General features: G+C 30.7%; 10 protein-coding genes. 2 read left to right on the top strand and 8 right to left on the bottom strand.

Annotated features, from left to right (window positions below; translation table 11 throughout):
* Positions 1-157: 157 nt before the first annotated feature.
* The 8 genes from yihA to bsdtw1_RS04995 all read right to left on the bottom strand — a co-directional run bounded on the left by yihA (position 158) and on the right by bsdtw1_RS04995 (position 10,751).
* Positions 158-766, bottom strand: a complete 609-nt coding sequence (gene yihA, locus bsdtw1_RS05030; protein ID WP_183276513.1) for a ribosome biogenesis GTP-binding protein YihA/YsxC — start codon at positions 764-766, stop codon at positions 158-160.
* Positions 756-3,104, bottom strand: coding sequence for an endopeptidase La (lon, locus tag bsdtw1_RS05025; RefSeq protein WP_183276512.1), 2,349 nt, complete (start codon positions 3,102-3,104; stop codon positions 756-758). Before lon ends, yihA begins: the two co-directional genes overlap by 11 nt.
* Positions 3,105-3,232: 128 nt before the next feature.
* A complete protein-coding gene (lonB, locus tag bsdtw1_RS05020) occupies positions 3,233-4,915 on the bottom strand; it encodes an ATP-dependent protease LonB (RefSeq protein ID WP_183276511.1) in 1,683 nt (560 codons plus the stop codon).
* 363 nt (positions 4,916-5,278) lie between these two features.
* Complete coding sequence (clpX, locus tag bsdtw1_RS05015) at positions 5,279-6,574, bottom strand: ATP-dependent Clp protease ATP-binding subunit ClpX (RefSeq protein WP_183276510.1); 1,296 nt, start codon at positions 6,572-6,574, stop codon at positions 5,279-5,281.
* A gap of 32 nt (positions 6,575-6,606) precedes the next feature.
* Positions 6,607-7,209 (bottom strand): ATP-dependent Clp endopeptidase proteolytic subunit ClpP, encoded by a 603-nt coding sequence (gene clpP, locus bsdtw1_RS05010; protein WP_183276509.1) that lies wholly within the window; start codon positions 7,207-7,209, stop codon positions 6,607-6,609.
* Positions 7,210-7,649: 440 nt separating this feature from the next.
* Positions 7,650-8,942, bottom strand: a complete 1,293-nt coding sequence (tig, locus tag bsdtw1_RS05005; protein WP_183276508.1) for a trigger factor — start codon at positions 8,940-8,942, stop codon at positions 7,650-7,652.
* A gap of 128 nt (positions 8,943-9,070) precedes the next feature.
* Entirely contained in the window at positions 9,071-9,868 is a 798-nt protein-coding gene (locus tag bsdtw1_RS05000) for a sugar phosphate isomerase/epimerase family protein (RefSeq protein WP_183279735.1), read from the bottom strand.
* Between the two features lie 7 nt (positions 9,869-9,875).
* Entirely contained in the window at positions 9,876-10,751 is an 876-nt protein-coding gene (locus bsdtw1_RS04995; RefSeq protein WP_183276507.1) for a hypothetical protein, read from the bottom strand.
* Between the two features lie 535 nt (positions 10,752-11,286).
* On the opposite strand from bsdtw1_RS04995, the gene bsdtw1_RS04990 reads away from it, so the two are divergent.
* Both bsdtw1_RS04990 and bsdtw1_RS04985 read left to right on the top strand, forming a co-directional pair.
* Entirely contained in the window at positions 11,287-12,111 is an 825-nt protein-coding gene (locus bsdtw1_RS04990) for an MBL fold metallo-hydrolase (RefSeq protein WP_183276506.1), read from the top strand.
* A 330-nt stretch (positions 12,112-12,441) separates the two neighbouring features.
* Complete coding sequence (locus bsdtw1_RS04985) at positions 12,442-13,362, top strand: CPBP family intramembrane glutamic endopeptidase (RefSeq protein ID WP_183276505.1); 921 nt, start codon at positions 12,442-12,444, stop codon at positions 13,360-13,362.
* Positions 13,363-13,456: the final 94 nt, after the last annotated feature.

Raw genomic sequence — 13,456 nt, 5'->3', positions numbered from 1 at the left:
TTTGACACTACTTTGTGGAATAAAATTAAGGGGAAAGGAATATATTATCTAAATTATTTAATATGCCTATATCTTCTATGGAATAGCAACTTAAAATAAAGTAGAATAAAAAAACACCAAGTCCTGTAAGACTTGATGTTTTTTACATTATATTAAATTATTTTTCTTCACTAACTTCACTTAGTACGATATCGTCAAAAATTGAATCTACAAGCTCATCTCTACCTTTTTTATTTAGTGATGAGAAGTAGTATAACTTTTCATCAGCTTTCAATTTAAGAGTGTCTCTTATCACTTTTTCACTTTTCTTTAAATCATTATTAGATAACTTATCACTTTTTGTAGCAATAACTACTACATCATAACCATAATGCTTAATCCAATCATACATCATGATATCATCGCCAGTAGGCTTATGTCTACAGTCTACTAAAAGTACCACTCTCTTTAGTTGTAATCTTGAATTAAGGTAAGTTTCTATAATCTGACCCCAAGAAGCTTTTTCCTTTTTTGATACTTTTGCATAACCATAACCAGGTAAGTCTACTAAATAAAAATCATTGTTAATTAAAAAGAAATTTATTAATCTAGTTTTTCCTGGTGTTTGACTAACTTTCGCTAGCCCTCTTCTGTTTGTAATTGAATTTATTATAGATGATTTACCTACGTTAGATCTTCCAACAAATGCAACTTCTATTCTCTCATCTGTAGGATATTGTTCTCTTCTAACTGCGGACGTAATAAATTCTGATGTTTTAATCTTCATTATTATCAGCTCCAACTAATGCATTTTCCAGTACTGTATCAATTTTTTCCGCAAGTATAAAATTTAACTTTCCTTTTATACTTTGAGGTATCTTTGAAATGTCTTTTTCATTTTCTTTAGGTACTATAACCGTATCTATACCAGCTCTATATGCAGCTAAACTCTTTTCTTTCAGCCCACCAATAGGCAGTACTCTTCCTGTAAGAGTAATTTCACCAGTCATAGCAACATTGCTCTTTACCTTCTTTTCAGAAAGTGCAGAAACTAAAGCAGTTATCATTGTAACACCGGCAGACGGACCATCTTTAGGCACTGCTCCTTCAGGTACGTGTATGTGAATATCTTTAGATTTATAAAAATCTCCATTAATATTTAACTTTTTAGCATTAGCCCTTACATATGTGTAGCCAGCTCTTGCAGATTCCTTCATAACATCTCCAAGCTGTCCTGTAAGTTCTAATTTACCAGTGCCATCCATAACCATAACTTCTACAGGTAATGTATCGCCACCGTATGCAGTCCATGCCATTCCGGTAACAACTCCAACTTTATCTTCTTTATCAACCTTGTCATAGTTGAATACTTTTGGTCCCAAGTATTTTTCTACTATTGCTGGAGTAACAAGAACACTAGCCTTTTCCTTCTCCATCATTTCTTTGATAGCTTTTCTTATAATACTTCCTATTTTTCTCTCAAGACTTCTAACCCCAGATTCTCTTGTATATCCTTCGATAATACACTTTATAGAGTTATCTGATATTTTAATCTCATTATTCCTTATTCCATGCTCTTCTAATTGCTTAGGTATCAAATATTTCTTTACAATATGATACTTTTCTTCATAAGTATAACCAGATACTTCAATTACTTCCATTCTATCAAGTAGAGGTCTAGGGATAGTATCAAGTGAGTTGGCTGTTGTCAAAAACATAACATTTGACAAATCCATCTCAATTTCTAAATAATTATCTCGGAATGTAGAATTTTGTTCAGCATCTAAAACTTCTAAAAGTGCATCTGCAGGATCACCCTTATAATCATTTGCCATTTTATCAATTTCATCTAACAAGAATAGCGGATTCATAGATTTAGCTTGTTTCATGCCATTGACTATTCTTCCAGGAATAGCTCCTACATATGTCCTTCTATGACCTCTTATCTCAGCTTCATCTCTCACTCCACCTAAAGACATTCTAACAAAGTTTCTGTTAAGTGCTCTTGCTACACTTCTTGCTATAGATGTTTTACCAACTCCAGGAGGTCCAACTAAGCAAATTATAGGTCCTTTTAATGTATTACTTACCTTTCGAACTGAAAGATACTCTATTATTCTTTCTTTTACATCTTCTAACCCATAGTGATCTTCCTGTAGAATTTCTCTTGCTTTTTTTATATCAACTGCATCTTTAGTTTGCTTATTCCAAGGCAATTCTAGTATCAAGTCTAAATAAGTTCTTATAACATTTCCTTCAGATGAATAGCTACCAGAAGACTTTAATCTTGACAACTCATAAAGAGCTCTTTCCTTTGCTTCCTTAGGAAGTTTCAGCTTTTTAATCTTGCTTTCATATGCCTCTATTTCTTTTCTATCTTCGTCGTCTTCCCCTAGCTCTTCTTGTATAATCTTCATCTGCTCACGAAGATAGTATTCCTTTTGAAGTTTATCCATCTTTTTCTTTACTTTATAGCCAATTTTCTTTTCTATCTTCAAAACTTCTATCTCATTTTTCACTATTACAAGTAGCTTTTCTAATCTCTTTTTAACATCAAAGGATTCTAGCAATTCTTGTCTTACTTCTTGTTTCAATAATAAATATGAAGCAACCACGTCAGCTAATCTTGATGAATTTTCAATTTCATCCAATGAAAGTATTATATCTGCAGATGTATTTCCAGATAAATTTAAGTAATCAGAAAAATCATCTTTTAACGATCTTGTAAGAGCCTCAAGCTCTAAAGATACTTTCTCGCTTAATTCTTGTTCTTCGTCTTCAATATATATTTCTGCTTCAACAGTAAAGAACTCTTCACCATTAGTAAGTGAAAGTATCTTTCCTCTATTAGTCCCTTCTACTAAAACCCTGATTGTATCTCCTGGTAATTTTAGAAGTTGTTTAATTGTACTAAGTGTTCCTACTTCGTAAATATCCTCTTTTACTGGTTCTTCAATCTTAGCATCCTTTTGAGTCGCAAGGAAAACTTGCTGATTATTTAACATCGCTTCTTCTAAAGCAGCAATGGATTTCTCTCTACCTACATCAAAATGAATAACCATATTCGGAAAAATGGTTATTCCTCTAAGAGGAATTAAAGGAAGAACTTTCTTTTCTCTATTCATGCTTCTCCCCTCCATAATTAATTTTATCAATTAGACCTATTTAGTATACACATAATATGGTTACTTTTCAATAAATATTAGTATTAGTTTTAACACAATAAGTGCTGCTGATATCAGCAGCACTTATATTAATTGTTCAGTGATCTTGCAGATAAGACCTCTACTGATTGCTCCGTAGGGGTATTATTACTTATTTTATCACATATATTAGTCAATGCCAAGTTTATTACTTCCACAATATTATCAACAGGCTTTACCTTTATTCCTTCCAGGGAATCAAAAGACTGACTATAATTTTCACTTGGTATAACAGCTATCTTTGCCCCTGCCTTATGAGCTGCTGAAATCTTTGCATTGACACCACCTATAGGTTTTACTAAGCCTTGTAATGAAATCTCTCCTGTCATAGCCACATGATTATTTACAGGAATATTTTTAATAGCACTATATACAGCTGTTGCTATACTTATACCTGCTGATGGCCCGTCAATTGGTACTCCACCTAAGAAGTTTATATGAATATCATAATTATCGCATTCTATATCAAAGTTGTTATTTAGAACTGTTAAAACATTTTCAACAGAACAATATGCAGTACTTTTTCTTTTTACTTTTCTATTAGAAGATGTTATTTCTTCTTCTTCAATAATCCCAGTAATTTTTAGGGAACCTTTTCTTCCAATTACTTTTTTAGCACTTGCCTCTATTTCTATAATAGTACCCATATTTGCGCCATAAACAGCCAACCCGTTAACTACCCCAACCTTAGGCTTAGCCCCTATCATCTTCTCAGGCCTTAATGAGTACTGACCATTCTCAACTACCCATTCTATATCCTCTTCAGTAATTTCTTCTCTTCCATCATTAATGGCTAGCCCTGAGCAAAGTTGAATTAAATTCACCACTTCTCTTCCATTAGAACAATACCTACTAACTATATCTAACCCATTGTCGCATATATTTAATCCTACTTTTTTAACAGCGTTGTCAGCTATTTGTTTTATCTCATCGGGCAATAGAGCTCTAAAAAATATTTCAACACATCTTGATCTAATTGCTGGAACTATCTCATCAGGATTTCTTGTGGTAGCCCCAATCAATCTAAAGTCTGCTGGCAAACCTTTTTCAAAAACTTCCTTTATATAAGTTGGCATATTAGGATCTTCTGAACTATAGTAAGCACTATCTAAAAATACTTTCCTATCCTCAAGCACCTTTAAAAGTTTATTTAATTGAATAGGATGTAGCTCTCCAATTTCATCGATAAATAAAACTCCTCCATGTGCTTTTGTAACTGCACCTGGTTTGGGTTGAGGTATTCCTGCTATACCTAAAGTCCCAGCGCCTTGATAAATCGGATCATGAACAGATCCAATTAAAGGATCAGCTATTCCTCTTTCATCAAATCTTAGAGTAGTTGCATCAATTTCTACGAATTTAGCTAGATTTCTAAAAGGTGAATTTTTACTTTTCTTAGCTTCTTCTAAAACCAATCTAGCCGCTGCTGTCTTTCCAACTCCAGGAGGTCCATATATTATAACGTGCTGTGGATTTGCACCACATAATGCTGCCTTTAAAGCTTTTATACCCTTTTCCTGCCCTATTATCTCATCAAAACTTTTCGGTCTACTCTTCTCTGTTAATGGCTGAGTAAGTTTTATTTCTCTTAATTTATTTAACTTATCTAATTCTTTATGATTTTCTTTATCTATGACCACTTTATTGTTTCTTTGATTACCAGTATTGTTTATCATAAATATGAAGAGTAACACAAGCATCACTACTTGAAGTAAAATAAGTATATTTGTCATTATATGCACCACCTTAATACTTTCTAGTTTTTTCTCTTTTGTATTATGTACATATAAAACATAGAATATAACCCATATAATGGTAATAAGGTGTATAATTTATTAATATTTGCTATTTTATCATTGGCACTTAAATAGAATAATCATATAAAAAAGCTCGTTGAAGCGATTTTCTTCAGCGAGCTTTTTTAACGCATCTGCCTTTTCTGAACGTATGTGAAGAAATTCTGGCAGGCGACATATTCTTTTTTTTATTCTTTAACTTATACTATGTCTTAAGTCTGTTCGCATAATTATCCACAGATATGATTGAGATATAAATTCATTAAGGATAAAAAAGCTGACGAACAAGTCGTCAGCTTTTTATGCAGATTCTATACCTTTTTTAGGTTTAGCTTTTTTTGTCTTTAAAACAGGTCTTGTTTCTCCCTCTGCAAGAAGAGTAACCTGAGGTTCCTTCTTATCTTTAACAGAATCTTCTGTTACAGTAACCTTTACTATATTATCTTGTGAAGGGATATCAAACATTATATTAGTCATCATCTCTTCCACTATAGCTCTAAGTCCTCTAGCACCTGTATTTCTCTTTATAGCCTCTTCAGCTATTGCCTGTAAGGCCTGATCATTGAACTCTAAATCTACGTTATCAAGTTCAAATAACTTCTTATATTGTTTTACAAGCGCATTCTTTGGAGTTGTTAGTATATTAACTAACGCACTTCTATCCAATGACTCTAAAGTTACCACAATTGGTAATCTACCAACAAACTCTGGGATCAAACCAAATTTCAAAAGATCTCCAGGCATTATATCTCTCAATAGTTTACCAATATCTTTTTGTTCCTTAGATTGAACATTAGCTCCAAATCCAATAGCACTCTTGCTAGTTCTTTTTTCTATAATCTTATCAATTCCATCAAATGCTCCACCGCAAATAAACAAAATATTACTAGTGTTTATCTGAATGAATTCTTGATGAGGATGTTTTCTTCCACCTTGTGGAGGAACTGAAGCAACTGTCCCTTCAAGTATCTTTAATAATGCCTGTTGAACACCTTCACCTGATACATCTCTTGTAATTGATGGATTCTCTGACTTTCTTGCTATCTTATCAACTTCATCGATGTATATGATACCTTTTTCGGCTCTTTCAACATCATAATCAGCATTTTGAATAAGCTTTAAAAGTATATTTTCTACATCTTCTCCAACATATCCTGCCTCAGTTAATGTAGTTGCATCTGCTATAGCAAATGGAACATTTAAAAACTTTGCAAGTGTTTGAGCAAGCAATGTTTTACCTGATCCTGTAGGTCCTAAAAGTAATATATTACTTTTTTGCAATTCAATGTCATCATCTGCTTCGTTTGAATTTATCCTCTTGTAATGGTTATATACTGCTACTGATAGTGCTTTTTTAGCAGCTTCTTGACCAATAACGTATTGGTCTAAATAGCCTTTTATTTCAACTGGCTTTGGTAAACTAGTTGAATCAAATTGGATGCTTTCCTCAAATTCATCTGCAATTATTTCAGAACATAATTCGATACATTCATCACATATATATACACCTGGTCCAGCAATCAGCCTTTTAACCTGATCTTGATTCTTACCACAGAAGGAGCATCTTAACTGCTTTTTATCTTCGTATTTAGCCATTAACTACACCTCACTAAGGTCAAACAAAGAAACTATTCTTTATTTTTCACCTCTTCATTTTTTCTTATAACTTTATCTACTAATCCATATTCTGCTGCTTCATCAGCACTCATAAAGTAATCTCTTTCAACATCAGCTTTAATCTTTTCTAATGGTTTCCCTGTATTCTCGCTTAGGATTCTATTTAGATCATCTTTAATCCTAAGTATTCTTCTCGCATGTATATCTATATCTGTTGCTTGACCTTGGAATCCACCAAGTGGTTGATGAATCATTATTTCACTGTTAGGTAGAGCAAATCTCTTACCCTTTGCACCTGATGAAAGAAGAAATGATCCCATTGAAGCTGCCATTCCAATACATATAGTTGCTACATCAGACTTTATATACTGCATAGTATCATATATAGCCATTCCGGATGTAATTGATCCTCCTGGACTATTTATGTATAAATATATATCTTTATCAGGATCTTCACTTTCAAGGAATAATAATTGGGCTACAATTAAGCTAGCTGAAGCATCATTTACCTCTCCATTCAGCATAATAATCCTATCTTTTAGAAGTCTTGAGAATATATCGTAACTTCTTTCTCCTCTGTTTGTTTGTTCAATTACCATAGGAACTAAACTCATATACAATCCTCCTTCAATTCAAAATACTATATTTATAATATATCCTATTTTGATAATTTATTATAATTAAATTATATAAAATATTTTATCATTTGTTAATCAATATATATATAAGTTAATGTAAAAAATATTCATTTTCATATCTAAAGTACTTATATACCTTTTATATTCTAGTAACTTTTTACTAAACTTATACATTATATAATTTAATTGAGCAACTTTTAATATATTAATATTCAGCTTTAACTATTCATTAAAAGTTAAATATAATTAATAATGAAAATAAATTAATTTTTATATTTATTTTCATAGATAGCTTATTAATTCGGGAAAAGTTATAAATTAAATAATAATGAATTGTGTTATCCCTATTTATACCTAAACTTATATATTTAAAATGATTGCCAGAATTTCTTCTGGCAATCCATATATACATTATATTATTCAGTTACTTTAGCATTGTCTACTAATAATTTTACAGTTTTTTCTGTAACAACTTCTAGTCTTATAACTTGTTCTTGACCCTTTAATAATATTTCAGCCATTTTTTCTGATTCTCCAGCACTGTACATCTTAGCTAATTCAACTGCCTTTGCTTTCATTTCTTCTTCAGTAGCATCTATAGCTTCAGTTCCAGCTACTTTGTCAAGAACTAAATCAGTCTTAACCTTCTTAACTGCACTTTCTTGCATATAAGCTTTCATTTGTTCTTCACTGCTTCCAGTGAATTCATAGTATTGTGCAAGTGTTAATCCTTGATAGCTAAGTCTGTTTTCTAAATCTTTAACCATAGCTTCTACTTCTCTATCAACCATAACTGAAGGCACTTCTACTTTTGCGTTTTCTACTACTGCACTAACTACAGCTTCTTCAAATTCTTTCTTTGCTCTTTGCTCATTTGAATCAGCTATTTTCTTTCTCATATCAGCTTTAACTTCTTCAATAGTATCAAATTCTGAAACTTCTTTTGCGAATTCATCATCTAATGCTGGAAGTTCTTTAACCTTAATTTCTTTTACAGTAACTTCGAAAACTGCTGGCTTACCATTTAAATCTTCTTTTCCGTAGTTTTCTGGGAAAGTAACATTTACATCTTTCTTTTCTCCAACAGCAGTACCAACTAATTGATCTTCAAAAGTATCTATAAATGTACCTGAACCTATTTCTAATGAATAGTCAGTTGCTTCTCCGCCTTCGAATGCTATTCCATCAACAAATCCTTTGAAATCTATTGTTACTATATTTCCCTTTTCAACAGATCCTTCAGTCTTTGTTTCGATTCTTGCATTCTTTTCTTGCATTGCTTTTAATTGTTTTTCTACTTCTTCTTCTGAAACTTCATATGAAGCTTTTTTAACTTCAACACCCTTGTATTCCCCTAATTCAACTTCAGGGTAAACAGTAACTTCTGCTGTGTAAACTAAATCTTTTCCTTCTTCAACTTCTAAAACATCTATCTTTGGATAATCTACTGGCTTAATGTTATTGTTTGCTAAAACTTCAGGATATGTTTCATCTATAGCAATGTTTATAGCATCTTCAAGTAATGCTCCAATTCCATAATATTGCTTCACCATATTCATTGGTGCTTTACCTTTTCTAAATCCTGGGATATTAAATTTCTTTATATTCTTTTTGTATGCTTTATTTAAAGCTTCATCGAATTTCTTTGCTTCAACTTTCACTTCAAATTTAACTATATTTGCCTCTATTTTTTCCATTTTAACGTCCATTGTAAAATTCCTCCTAAAAAGTGTACTAATCGTCTTTAGACTTAGATATTATAACACATTACTTCTTTTATTTACAAACATTTCTTTATAATATTAACTAAAACACCCATTAACTTCTACCTATGTTATTATTGTATGGTTTTTATAAGTTTATCCAAATAAATCTTACTTTCTAAAATTTCGTCATAAGATTTGTAATTATCAGCATACACTTCAATTATTGCCCTGCCTTTATAATTTATATCATCTAAACTTTTAAAAATTTTTTCATAGTTTATATTTCCTTTACCAGGAAGCATGCAACTCTCATTTTCATTTTTATCATTTATATGAAAATTACAAATTTCTTTTCCCATTACATTAATATATTCTTGTGGTTCGATATTCGCCTTATAGCATTGTTTCAAATCTAAGGTATAGTATAGTGGATATTTAACCTTTTCTTTTAATATCTTCAGATACCCTAAATCAGAAGACATACACCACGATACATTTTCTTGTGCTAATTTCACATTGTTTTCTCCCGCATAATACGTAAGTCTATTGTACATATCTATGATTAATTCATAGTCTACCTGCATAGAATCTATTCTTCTCATACCATGAAAAGTGTATATTTTGCTTCCACCTAATATATTTATAGCTTTGCAAACTTTTTTAAATATTTCCATCATATCTTCTCTACGCCGTTTATATGCATCAAATAGAAAAGGTTCAAACATTGTGCTATAAATGTGAACAGAATTTATATTAAATTCATTCTTTTCACACTGCTCTTTAATCTTCAATATAAAATCTTCTTCATATTCAGAAAATGTGTTTAAAAACACTTCTCCATAATCGAACCCAATCTTTTTCATAATCTTAATACTATCTTCAGCAAGCACCTTTGGGTAAAAGCATGCAGAAGACAATCCAACCTGCATCATAATTTTAACCGCTTATTAACTGTTGTACAGTAATAACCTTTTCTGCATCATCAGCCTTAATATGAAGCCCGTCTGCTGCCAAATTTGATATAGTTAAACTTTTAGCCTTTATGTTCATCAAGGCTTTATGTTCTCCAGAGTTTATATCCACAATCCAAATATAAGAGTAAAGATCTGGCACTCCAAACCATGGTAATTGACTCACATACGCTACATGATTATCATCTATAAATTTTGCGTTAACTGACCACAAATATCCAGGATATTGTTTCATTATAGATTCTCGACTAAAAGTTCTGCCATCCTTAGTAACATAGGAAGTTTTAGTGATTTCTTTTTGTTGCCCATCACTGCCAATAACCTTCATTTGTTGCGTGTTCACTTCATTTATAAGTATAGAATTTTGAGAAGGACTTATATCAAAATTTACTCCACTATCAATAGGGTCTAGATATTTATATTTCTTAGCTCCAGATACTTCGTCATAGAATACTTTTGATACTGTTCCGCTTCCTAATGTAACTTCTATATACTTATCCTCATCTTGCTTCTTTTCTTCATTATTGTTTTTAGAAGTATCTTTTGAAACATTTGAATCTGATTGTTTATTACCATCTTTATTAGAATCATCCTTTGGCTTAGTTGCTGCCTCTTTATCATTATTTACCTTATCATTGCTTGTTAATGTCTTATTTTTATTACTTTTTTTAGTAAACATAGATGATACCTTGTCTTTAATATCATTCTTAAAATTGATTTTTGTAGCCGTGAATGATGCTACTCCTATAACAAGTACTACCAATATAAATATTGATACAAGTCTCTTTCTTCTTTTCATCTTTCTTTCATATTCTTTACTGAATATACTAGGTTTTCCCAAAGTTATTCCCTCCTAGTTAATTTTATTATTACATTACTAATTATATTTTTTTATTAATAACCAACATTAATAGATTGAATCTGTGATTGCTATAAGTAAAAATGCCTACTCATAAAATACACCATTTTAAATTTATATAAGTTACAATAAAGTTTAATAAATTTTATACACAATTCTTATTTTATGTTTCAAATAAGTACCGTATTTAAGTCTTTTAACCGTAAACTTCACTACAGCTCAACAATTTGTTTCTTTATAAAAATATAATATCAAAGATAATTATATAAATATCTTTACCTAAATTAAAAGCTTATTTATTTAGGATAATTATCTAATATTTTCTATGTTATTATGCGCTTTTATGTACAGATTTTATTTAACAAATATAATTTTGCATATAATATAAAAGTAAAATATCCTATTTGACCATATATATTATACCTTAATGATGTGAAAATTAATAATAATTTTTGTAAAAATTCATATCTTAATGTATAATAGACTATAACTTACCTAATTATGATTGGAGGTCAATATGACGAAATTGCACATTTTAGGCACTGGAAGTGCTATGGTAACCAAGTGCTACAATACGTGTTTTACAATTTCTAATATGGCAGGTGAACACTTTCTAGTAGATACTGGCGGAGGAAACACCTTACTGACTAATTTAGAAAAGCTAAATATCCCTATTACAAGAATACATAATATTTTTATATCTCATACTCATAATGATCACATAGCAGGTATTACTTGGATTGTAAGAGCTATTGCTCAATCAATGATAAACGAGAAATACTTTGGAAATCTTAACTTTTTTGGACATTCTGATGTATTAGAAGTTGCAAAACAAATATGCACGCTTATGTTAGAGGAAAAATTCACAAGATTTTTTGACGACAGAATATTTTTTATTCCCGTAAATGACAACGAAAAGAGGTCCATAATAGATTGTGACTTCACTTTCTTTGATATAAATAGTAAAAAGCGTCTTCAATATGGCTTTAAACTTGAGGACACAGAAGGCATCACGTTTACATTTATTGGTGATGAACCTTATAAAGATGAACTCGAAAAACATTGTATAAATTCTGATTTTATGATGCATGAAGCATTTTGTTTATTTGAAGAGAGAGATTTATTTAAGCCTTACGAAAAACACCATACTACAGTTAAAGAAGCCTGTGAAAATGGAAGAAAGCTTAATATAAAAAACTTAATCTTAATTCATACTGAAGATAAAAATTACGTAAGCAAACCAGAATACTATTGTGCTGAAGGAAGATACTTCTTTAGTGATAACCTTATTGTTCCCTCAGATTTAGACGAGATTGATTTAGACATTATTAAAGAAGATTAAAATATTTAAAGTTTATATGCGGATATACATTTCTTACTTTGTATATTCGCATATTTTTTATTTATTTTTAAGAAATTTATATATACTACTTCAGTCATTGAACTCAAAATAAAGATTTCGATGATTCTACTAATCTTTATTTTGATATATTCTAATATGAAGTAGTTTATCTATAGATGAACCACTTCACAATTAAACTTATATTTTCAAATTCTCCTCTCAGAACCCTGAGGAGTTTTGAAAATAGATTTCGGATTGAAGTAGTTCATCTTTAGTTCTATATATCTCTACTCAAGAGTATAATTTTACTATAAATTTAAGGAGGTTTTTATGAATAGTTATTTTAATGATAATAGATTGATTACTGATTCAAAATCAGGAATCAGATCTACCCCATTAATTCTTGTAGTAATACTCTCATTTGTTTTTGTATTTCTTGCTCAAATATTGGGCGGAATTATACTAGGTCTATTTTTTTTCTTCGCTAAAACACCATTCCGACAAGAAAATATTATCGGAAGCAATTATGTAATGATCCTCACCACTTCACTTTCAATCATAATATGCTTTCTTTGGATTTACTTATACGAAAAGAGAAAACCTATATCCCTAGGCTTTCATAGAATTGGATTCGGCTCGAATTATATATACGGATTCTTTTTAGGCTTGTTATTGATGTCTTTAGAGGCAGTATTCTTATGTGTTACTAATAACGCTGAAATTTCTAAAGGTAATTTTACTTTCTATAACTTCTTAAGCTTTTTAGTAGTTATACTTTCTTGGATTATTCAGGGAGCATCAGAGGAAATATTAATTAGAGGTTTTGCATTACAAGCTATCATTGCTAAATATAATGTACTAGTTGGTGTATTAGTGTCATCCTTAATTTTTGCGGCGCTTCATCTTTTTAATCCTGGCATCTCATCGCTAGCTTTCATAAACTTAACTTTATTTGGAGTAATAGCCGCACTTTTAGCACTATATACAGAAAGTCTGTGGGCTTCTTGTGCATTGCATAGTGCTTGGAATTTTGCAGAAGGCAATATATATGGATTCTTAGTCAGCGGAACACATGCCTCTGGAAACACTTTAGCTTTCATTAATTATAAGATAAATAACTTAATTAACGGAGGATTATTTGGTCCAGAAGGTGGACTAGCAGATACCTTAATAAGTATCATCACAATTATAGTATTGGTTGCCCTAATGAAGAAAAAAAACAATTCTATATCTTCAAACTTTAATTTATAAAACTAATTTCCATAATATCATATTATATCAATTAGTTTTACTCACCAAAAATCCATCTTTATTATAATCGTATTAATATAGATAAACTCATAAA

Origin of the sequence: Clostridium fungisolvens (assembly GCF_014193895.1) — a bacterium.
Lineage (GTDB): Bacteria > Bacillota > Clostridia > Clostridiales > Clostridiaceae > Clostridium_AR > Clostridium_AR fungisolvens.
This window is presented reverse-complemented; position numbering and strand designations above follow the sequence as displayed.

Excerpts from the sequence above, each read along its gene's own strand:
- yihA (WP_183276513.1), bottom strand. The coding sequence starts at position 766 with ATGAAGATTAAAACATCAGAATTTATTACGTCCGCAGTTAGAAGAGAA.
- lon (WP_183276512.1), bottom strand. The coding sequence starts at position 3,104 with ATGAATAGAGAAAAGAAAGTTCTTCCTTTAATTCCTCTTAGAGGAATA.
- lonB (WP_183276511.1), bottom strand. The coding sequence starts at position 4,915 with ATGACAAATATACTTATTTTACTTCAAGTAGTGATGCTTGTGTTACTC.
- clpX (WP_183276510.1), bottom strand. The coding sequence starts at position 6,574 with ATGGCTAAATACGAAGATAAAAAGCAGTTAAGATGCTCCTTCTGTGGT.
- clpP (WP_183276509.1), bottom strand. The coding sequence starts at position 7,209 with ATGAGTTTAGTTCCTATGGTAATTGAACAAACAAACAGAGGAGAAAGA.
- tig (WP_183276508.1), bottom strand. The coding sequence starts at position 8,942 with ATGGACGTTAAAATGGAAAAAATAGAGGCAAATATAGTTAAATTTGAA.
- bsdtw1_RS05000 (WP_183279735.1), bottom strand. The coding sequence starts at position 9,868 with ATGCAGGTTGGATTGTCTTCTGCATGCTTTTACCCAAAGGTGCTTGCT.
- bsdtw1_RS04990 (WP_183276506.1), top strand. The coding sequence starts at position 11,287 with ATGACGAAATTGCACATTTTAGGCACTGGAAGTGCTATGGTAACCAAG.
- bsdtw1_RS04985 (WP_183276505.1), top strand. The coding sequence starts at position 12,442 with ATGAATAGTTATTTTAATGATAATAGATTGATTACTGATTCAAAATCA.